Origin of the sequence: Enterovibrio nigricans DSM 22720, assembly GCF_900167155.1 — a bacterium.
Classification (GTDB): domain Bacteria; phylum Pseudomonadota; class Gammaproteobacteria; order Enterobacterales; family Vibrionaceae; genus Enterovibrio; species Enterovibrio nigricans.
The window spans coordinates 1-5,842 of sequence record NZ_FUXU01000137.1 but is presented as its reverse complement, the minus strand read 5'-3'; the positions used below and the strand labels follow the sequence as shown (position 1 = coordinate 5,842).

Genomic DNA, 5,842 nt, shown 5'->3' with positions numbered 1-5,842 from the left:
TACTGGGTATATAAAATTAAGGCTAGCTATCGAAACGTTCCAATAATAACACTCAAAAAATGCATATTTGGTTATTTTTGCCCAGCCCCTGATATGGGGTATTGCGCCCATTTCTACGAAAAGTTCCGTCATTCGCCATAAGTGATTGTATTTAATGTGTTAATTTGCATATTTAACCAACTCCTGCCCCTCTTTTCTTACTTTAGCTATTGTTGATCTGCTACACCCAAGCAGTCCCTGTATCTGTGACCAGCTCTTTCCCTCACCTAGAAGAAGAGCGATATTTGATCTTAGCTGTTCATCGGGCTTTCGTCCCTGGTACTTACCAAGTGCTTTTGCCTTTTCGATGCCCTGAGTTTGGCGCTTACGGCGGGTCTCATAATCATCTCGAGCCATGGCTGCAGCTAAATCGATCATAAACTCAGTCAGTACTTTGGAGATCATGGAGCTATCAGAGTTATCGTGAAGAACTGCATGGGTCATAGGTTGATCGATAACCACGATATGTATGCTCGCATCAACTAATCGCTGCTTTAGCAACTTCCACTGCTCATAAGGCAATCTTGATAGCCTGTCGACCTTTTCGAGAAGCAATATATCATTTTGGTGTGAGTCATCTATCAGCCTTGCCAGTTCAGCTCTTTCCAGCTTTGAGCCTGATTGGTTCTCAACATAGTAACTAGCAATTTGAATGCCTTTTTGAGTAGCGAACTGCTTTAACTCTTCTTTGGCTCTTTTCGCATCTTGCTCAGCAGTTGATGCTCTTAGGTAGGCTGTCATTTTCAGAAGCAGACTGCACCATTTTACTGGCTTGGAGGCCATAGTGAAGACTACTTTTGACAAGTAAAAAGTCAGGAGTTGCCTGCACCGAACTGAACTATGATCAATACTCGTGTGCACCAAAACGAGAATCTGGGATGGAGCCTGATACACAGAAGATACCCGAAAACGGGGTAACAACCCTGTCTGATGAGGCATGGGAACTGGCCAGGACACGGGCAGAAATCATATCTCCCCTGGCTAGGCTTGATGCAGTCGGCCACCATGCTGCAGATGATGCCGCCCGAGCACTCGGCATATCTCGGCGGCAAGTATACACCTTAATCCGAAAAGCACGGCAGGGGACTGGTCTGGTAACCGATCTCGCGCCGAGTCGCTCCAACGGCGGAAAGGGCAAGGGACGTTTACCCGAACAGGTCGAATCTATTATCCGTGACCTGCTGTATAAACGTTACCTGACCAAACAGAAACGTAGCTTGGCCGCGTTCCACCGGGAAGTAGTACAGGCCTGCAAGGCGCAGAATCTTAGAGTGCCTTCACGCAATACTATCGCTCTGAGAATCGCAAACCTTGATCCGGTTAAAGTGGCACGCAGCCGTGGTGGTTCGGATGCAGCCCTAAACTTGCAGGGGGTCGGTGGCACCCCGCCCCAAATTACTGCGCCTCTGGAGCAGGTGCAGATTGATCATACTGTCATCGACCTGATTGTGGTCGATGAGAGAGATCGGCAGCCCATTGGCCGTCCTTACCTGACACTTGCAATCGACGTGTTTACACGCTGTGTACTTGGCATGGTGGTGACACTGGAATCCCCCTCGGCTGTGTCAGCAGGGTTGTGTATCGCGCATACCGTCTGTGACAAGCGTCCCTGGCTGGAGGGGCTAGGTGTAGAGATGGACTGGCCGATGAGTGGCAAACCCAGACAGCTTTATCTGGATAACGCCGCCGAATTCAAAAGCGAAGCACTTCGCCGGGGGTGCGAGCAGCACGGTATTCGCCTGGCGTATCGACCTCCCGGACAACCGCACTATGGCGGGATCGTGGAACGGATCATTGGAACATCCATGCAAATGATCCATAACGAATTGCCGGGTACAACATTCTCCAATCCGGGACAACGTGGAAAGTATCCCTCTGAGGCTCGGGCCGCCCTGACCCTTCGAGAGCTGGAAAAGTGGTTTACCTTAGCCGTGGGGGCTTATCATGGCACAGTACACAGTGGCCTACTCCAGCCTCCTGCTACTTACTGGGCCGAGGCTGTGGCACATAAGGGCGTACCGTCTGTCATCACCCGCTCCAAGGCTTTTCTGGTCGATTTCCTGCCTGTCATTCGCCGGATCCTGACGCGCACCGGCTTTGTCATCGATCATATTCATTACTATGCTGATGCGCTCAAGCCCTGGATTGCCAAACGCGCGTCCCTGCCAACCTTTATACTCCGTCGTGACCCTCGTGATATCAGCCGTATCTGGGTGCTGGAACCGGAGGGACAGTATTACTTAGAAGTACCTTACCGGACTTTGTCACACCCTTCTATTACCCTGTGGGAGCAGCGGCAGGCCTTGGCGAAGTTACGTCAGCTAGGGCGGGATAAAGTCGATGAATCATCGCTGTTTCGCATGATTAAACAGATGCGCGAAATAGTAGCCACCGCCCGGAAGAGCACCCGCAAGACCCGTCGGGATGCAGACCGTCGCCAACACCTCCAGACGGCAAAGACTTCAACCCTCAAGCCAGAGCCAGAGCCACCGAAGGTGGGCATGGCTGAACAATCAGGTGAAAGCCAGCCTGCCGTTCATCCATTCGATCAGATCGAGGAGTGGTAAACATGGATAATTATCCTGTCATGGATCTGTCCCATCTGCTTCCTGCGGCTCGTAAAATCGCCTTACTACCGGATGCCGAGCGTATACAGCGTATTCGCTCAGACCGCTGGATTGGCTATCCGCGTGCAATATATGCATTGAAGCGATTGGAAACCCTCTATGAATGGCCGCAAAGACAACGCATGCCCAACCTGCTTCTGGTTGGCCCGACCAACAATGGCAAGTCGATGATCATAGAGAAGTTCCGGCGTACTCATCCCAGCCGCTTTGATGCGGATAAAGAACATATTCCGGTACTGTGTGTACAGATGCCGTCTGAGCCATCGGTGATCCGTTTCTATGTTGCGCTACTCACCGCTATGGGGGCACCGTTTAAACCACGATCACGGCTTGCGGAATTGGAGCAGCTGGCGCTTTCATTACTGGAAAAAGTCGGTGTACGCATCCTGGTGATCGATGAACTGCACAATATCCTGGCAGGAAACAGCGTTACCCGCCGTGAATTCCTAAACCTGCTTCGCTTTCTAGGCAACAAGCTGCGCATTCCACTTGTCGGTGTAGGTACACGCGATGCCTATCTGGCGATCCGTTCTGACGACCAGTTGGAAAACAGGTTCGAACCCATGACGCTGCCGCTATGGGAGGTGAACGAGCATATTTGTTCGCTGCTGGCCAGCTTTGCTGCGTCATTTCCACTCCGCCGCCCTTCACCCATTGCCAATCTGGATATGGTGCGTTACCTGCTCACCCGCAGTGAAGGGACCATCGGAGAGATGGCGCACCTTCTGATGGCAGCAGCAGTCGCTGCCGTTGAGAGCGGGGAGGAAGCGATCAACCATCAAACGCTCAGCATGGCCGATTATATCGGCCCCAGCGAGCGACGCCGCCAGTTCGAGCGGGAGCTGATGTGAAAGCTGCGCCTCGCTGGCCGCTGCATCCCGCCCCATGGGAAGGCGAAGCACTGTCGTCATGGCTACACCGCATCGCTACCTGTTACCAGATGGAAGTACATGAGCTGATGGAGTATGACCTTGGCCATACCCAGATTGATACCCTGGATTCCTCTCCGCCCATGTCATTGCTGGCGACCCTGTCTGAACGCAGTGGAATAGGTCTTGGCCAGCTGCGATGCATGAGCCTTTCCGGCTGGGTTCCCTGGTTGCTGGATAGTCTTGATGATGTACATCCGTCTTCCCTGGAGACCTACGTGTTCCAGTTCTCGGTATTGCTGCCAAGAGGAAAACGCAAGGCAAGGAAGGTCACCGGCTGGCGGGCATGGATACCGAGCAAGCCAAACCAGCTGGCATGTCCCGTCTGCATGGAGAGTGTGGCGAGCCGTCCTCTCCTGCTCGCATGGCAGTTACCTTTGATGCTGAGCTGTCCGCTCCACGGCTGCTGGCTGGAGCCTTGTCACTGTATCCCAGGGTACTTTCTCGGCTGGGATAGGAAAGATATATCACCCGTCATGGCCAGCACTGCGGTTGCAGCTATGGATCAGCGTTCTTGGCAGGCAATGACAACAGGGTTCGTGGAACTGCCGCGCAGGCGAATACATGCCGGAGTCTGGTTCAGGCTTCTGCGTACACTGCTGGATGAGATAAACACCCCCGTATCCCAATGTGGCTCCTATGGCGGGATGGTCCGCAACATCTGGGAACAATGTGACTATAAGCTGCGGGCTGGGCAGAGTCATTGGTTCCCCTATGAGAACCTTCCCTTAAGGGTACAGCGGAAGATGATGGAGGCAGCGGCTACTGCGATAGTCCTTATAGAGTCGAAAGCGATTACCCCCTCCGGGGAGCATGCAGATTTGTTCTATCCCATTCCCCATAATGGTTTTACCAACGGCCTGATTCCAGAAAAGCGGCAGATGGAACTTCACAGTATTTGGCAGGGTACTGTGGAGGCAATCAAGGAAGCACTTGTCGAGGCAAAGCATAATCCTGAAATCGCCTGCTTTCTGTTCGCGCTTGCATCTTACGGTCGACACAACCCAGAGCATTTGAGTTCCTTGCGGGAGATCTTTGCCAGCGAGGGAATTCCTCCTGAATTTTTGTCACATTATGTTCCTGATGGACCTTTTACATGTCGTAGAATAAGTGACGGGATTAATGACAACTTTTGACAATCATCCCTTCCTGATGCATCTTGTCACTTAATCGAACGTTAATGTGACAATTTGAGCTACCACATGAAGATAGGATACGCAAGGGTTTCCAAACAGGACGGATCTCAGTCCACTCAATTGCAGGTTGACGCACTGACCGAATTTGGTGTAGGCCATGATCACATCTATGAAGACCATGCATCGGGAAGGAAAGATGACCGTCCAGGTCTTAGTGCCTGCCTCAAGGCACTCCGTGAAGGCGACACACTGGTCGTCTGGAAGCTCGATCGCCTTGGGCGGAGTTTACGCCACTTGGTCAATACGGTTCACGACCTGGATAGCCGGGGAGTCGGCCTCAAGGTTCTTACCGGTGAGGGCGCAGCCATTGATACGACAACCCCAGCGGGCAAGCTGGTCTTCAGCATTTTTGCCGCACTGTCAGAATTCGAACGTGAGCTCATTTCAGAGCGAACCATCGCTGGACTTGCGTCAGCAAGGGCCAGGGGGAAAAAAGGCGGCAGGCCTTTCAAGATGACCGCGGCCAAGGTACGCCTTGCCATGGCGGCCATGGGGGAACCGGAAACCAATGTCGGTGAACTCTGCAAGGAGATGGGAATTACCCGGCAGACGCTCTACAGGCATGTGTCTCCCAAAGGTGAGCTCCGGGAAGATGGCCGTAGGCTTTTGAACAGAGGCAGTAATGCAGTCGGAGGTAAGAGAGAGTGATATATAGTTATCCCTGCTCAGTTTGAGAAAAATTTTTCCAAACGATATTATTTTCAGTCAATTAAAATCCCGGTTCCATCCTAATAACTAGGAGTAGTTAAGCCAAATGGAAAACAAAAAAAGCGTCAATGTAAGGTATGCAAACCGTCCAGTTAAAGTTGCATTTATTGTTCCTTTAAATGATGAAAAAACCAGTCAGTGGATTTTAGATGGAATTTTTTACGAAGCATACTCCCGTTGGGGCGGAACTAAATCTCTAATAATCCCATTTAGTAATGACAAGATAATATCTGATATATATTTGGATTGGCTAACGCTATATGAGGCTCCGTTGCAAAGTTAGTAGAAGGCCGCTGAGACCCTAGGTTATCCTGAGTTAAAAAGTGAACTGATTTTCAATCAG

General features: G+C 51.4%; 6 protein-coding genes. 5 read left to right on the top strand and 1 reads right to left on the bottom strand.

The genetic code is table 11. From position 1 onward, the window contains the following. Positions 1 to 159: 159 nt before the first annotated feature. Entirely contained in the window at positions 160 to 822 is a 663-nt protein-coding gene (locus B5D35_RS22440) for a recombinase family protein (protein WP_198557138.1), read from the bottom strand. 95 nt (positions 823 to 917) lie between these two features. Here B5D35_RS22440 and B5D35_RS22435 point away from each other — a divergent pair, with 95 nt between their 5' ends. The 5 genes from B5D35_RS22435 to B5D35_RS22415 all read left to right on the top strand — a co-directional run bounded on the left by B5D35_RS22435 (position 918) and on the right by B5D35_RS22415 (position 5,782). After that, positions 918 to 2,606, top strand: a complete 1,689-nt coding sequence (locus B5D35_RS22435; protein ID WP_078754651.1) for a Mu transposase C-terminal domain-containing protein — start codon at positions 918 to 920, stop codon at positions 2,604 to 2,606. Positions 2,607 to 2,608: 2 nt separating this feature from the next. After that, the gene (locus B5D35_RS22430) at positions 2,609 to 3,517 is read left to right on the top strand and encodes a TniB family NTP-binding protein (protein ID WP_078754650.1); all 909 of its coding nucleotides are present in this window, start codon (positions 2,609 to 2,611) and stop codon (positions 3,515 to 3,517) included. Continuing rightward, positions 3,514 to 4,731 (top strand): TniQ family protein, encoded by a 1,218-nt coding sequence (locus tag B5D35_RS22425; RefSeq protein WP_078754649.1) that lies wholly within the window; start codon positions 3,514 to 3,516, stop codon positions 4,729 to 4,731. Before B5D35_RS22430 ends, B5D35_RS22425 begins: the two co-directional genes overlap by 4 nt. Before the next feature lie 66 nt (positions 4,732 to 4,797). After that, entirely contained in the window at positions 4,798 to 5,439 is a 642-nt protein-coding gene (locus B5D35_RS22420; RefSeq protein WP_078754648.1) for a recombinase family protein, read from the top strand. Between the two features lie 106 nt (positions 5,440 to 5,545). Beyond that, complete coding sequence (locus B5D35_RS22415; RefSeq protein WP_078754647.1) at positions 5,546 to 5,782, top strand: hypothetical protein; 237 nt, start codon at positions 5,546 to 5,548, stop codon at positions 5,780 to 5,782. The last annotated feature ends 60 nt before the right edge of the window (positions 5,783 to 5,842 follow it).

What these genes read in the sequence shown, in the direction of transcription:
- B5D35_RS22435 (WP_078754651.1), top strand. Translation starts at nt 918, where the DNA reads ATGGAGCCTGATACACAGAAGATACCCGAAAACGGGGTAACAACCCTG.
- B5D35_RS22420 (WP_078754648.1), top strand. Translation starts at nt 4,798, where the DNA reads ATGAAGATAGGATACGCAAGGGTTTCCAAACAGGACGGATCTCAGTCC.
- B5D35_RS22440 (WP_198557138.1), bottom strand. Translation starts at nt 822, where the DNA reads ATGGCCTCCAAGCCAGTAAAATGGTGCAGTCTGCTTCTGAAAATGACA.
- B5D35_RS22430 (WP_078754650.1), top strand. Translation starts at nt 2,609, where the DNA reads ATGGATAATTATCCTGTCATGGATCTGTCCCATCTGCTTCCTGCGGCT.
- B5D35_RS22415 (WP_078754647.1), top strand. Translation starts at nt 5,546, where the DNA reads ATGGAAAACAAAAAAAGCGTCAATGTAAGGTATGCAAACCGTCCAGTT.